At 54.0% G+C, this 2,025-nt stretch carries 1 protein-coding gene; it reads left to right on the top strand.

Annotation, left to right across the window (positions count from 1 at the left end; translation table 11 throughout):
- Positions 1 to 2,025, top strand: a 2,025-nt coding sequence (locus tag AC097P_RS23455; protein ID WP_479612846.1) for an FG-GAP repeat domain-containing protein, incomplete at both ends; no start/stop codon positions are given.

Here is a 2,025-nt window from a genome sequence, read left to right as displayed (position 1 = left end):
AGCTACACCAAAGACAGCACAACCGGAAGCTACTACGCCAACCGGATCGACTACACCGGAAACGCAACATCCAGCCCAGCCCTGAGCCCGGCGGCCTCGGTACAAATCAGCTACCAAAGCAGGCCGGACAGCGAGACCGCCTACCAGGCAGGCTCCATGGTCAAGCTCACCCAGCGCGTGAGCAACATCAAGACCTACAGCGGAGCAACGCTGGTCAAGGACTACCAGCTCACCTATGAGCAGAGCTCACACACGAACCGGTCCAGACTGAAGACGCTGACCGAGTGTGATGTGGCCTCCAACTGCTTGCAGCCTGTAGCGGTGGGGTGGCCGAATGTGAGTAGTGCGTTGACGCAGCCAGCGGTGGCGGCAATTCCTTCGATGCTGCCAAATGGCCAGCTGTCCTATAACGCTCAACCTCAACTTATGCAGATTGGTGACTTCAACGGCGACGGAAGGATGGATTACATGTGGCTTTCCGATACAAGCAGCAATTGGATGATTGCCTATGGAACAAATGTAGGGTTCACCGAACCTGTGCAAACGTTGCCCCCGACTGTCAATGGTAACTACACGAGACCCTCACAGACCTACGGAGTCAACAATGTTGTTCAGGGGCGGCCATACATGTTCTTTGCTGATTTCAATGGCGACGGCAAGATGGATTACATGTGGAGGCCTTGGGGAGGAAACTACCTCACTGGCTGGTTTATCTCTTATTCGACGGGCAACGGCTTTACGACGCCGACTGCTGCCGCAATCCCGGGCAGTCTTGCGAACGGCAAATTAACCTCCGCCGGACAGCCGCAGTTCATGCAGATCGGCGACTTCAATGGTGACGGGAAGTTAGATTACATGTGGTGGGCCGACATAGGCGAAAACTGGATGATCGCCTATGGAACAGATACGGGATTCGCAGAACCCGTGGAAGCCTTGCCGTCAAAGGTCAACGGTTACTACACTAGACCGTCACAGACATATGGAGTCAACAATGTTGTACAGGATCAGCCATACATGTTCTTTGCTGATTTCAATGGCGACGGCAAGATGGATTACATGTGGAGGCCTTGGGGAGGAAACTACCTCACTGGCTGGTTTATCTCTTACTCGACGGGCAATGGCTTTACGACGCCGACTGCTGCCGCAATCCCGGGCAGTCTTGCGAACGGCAAATTAACCTCCGCCGGACAGCCGCAGTTCATGCAGATCGGCGACTTCAATGGTGACGGGAAGTTAGATTACATGTGGTGGGCCGACATAGGCGAAAACTGGATGATCGCCTATGGAACAGATACGGGATTCGCAGAACCCGTGGAAGCCTTGCCGTCAAAGGTCAACGGTTACTACACTAGACCGTCACAGACATATGGAGTCAACAATGTTGTACAGGATCAGCCATACATGTTCTTTGCTGATTTCAATGGCGACGGCAAGATGGATTACATGTGGAGGCCATGGGGAGGAAACTACCTCACTGGCTGGTTTATCTCTTACTCGACGGGCAATGGCTTTACGACGCCGACTGCTGCCGCAATCCCGGGCAGTCTTGCGAACGGTAAATTAGCTTACGGTAGTCATCCTCGACGCATGGAGATCGGCGACTTCAATGGTGACGGGAAGCTGGATTACATGTGGTTTGCAGACGGTGGCGGTTGGATGATTGCGTATGCAACAGACAGTGGGTTCGCCGAGCCCATTGAAGCACTGCCTGCAACGTTGAATGGCTTTTCGACTCTACCGACGTGGGACTATAACAATTACACGGTTCCTACATATCAGCCCTTTTTGCGATTCGGGGACTTCAACGGCGATGGTAAGCCGGACTTTTTCTGGAGACCACAAGGAGGCAGCAATGGTTGGATGCTAGCTACGGCCTCTGCAGGCAACGACACAGTCAGCACAATCACGAAGGCCCCTGGCAGCACCATCGCTGTCACCTACAAGCCTATCAGCGACAGTACGGTATACACCAAGGACAGCGGTGGTGCAGCCGGCGTATTCCCCGTGCAAGACATGGTAGGCCCC

The sequence above is a fragment of the Rhodoferax sp. ZS1R8 genome (assembly GCF_056521325.1).
This window is presented reverse-complemented; position numbering and strand designations above follow the sequence as displayed.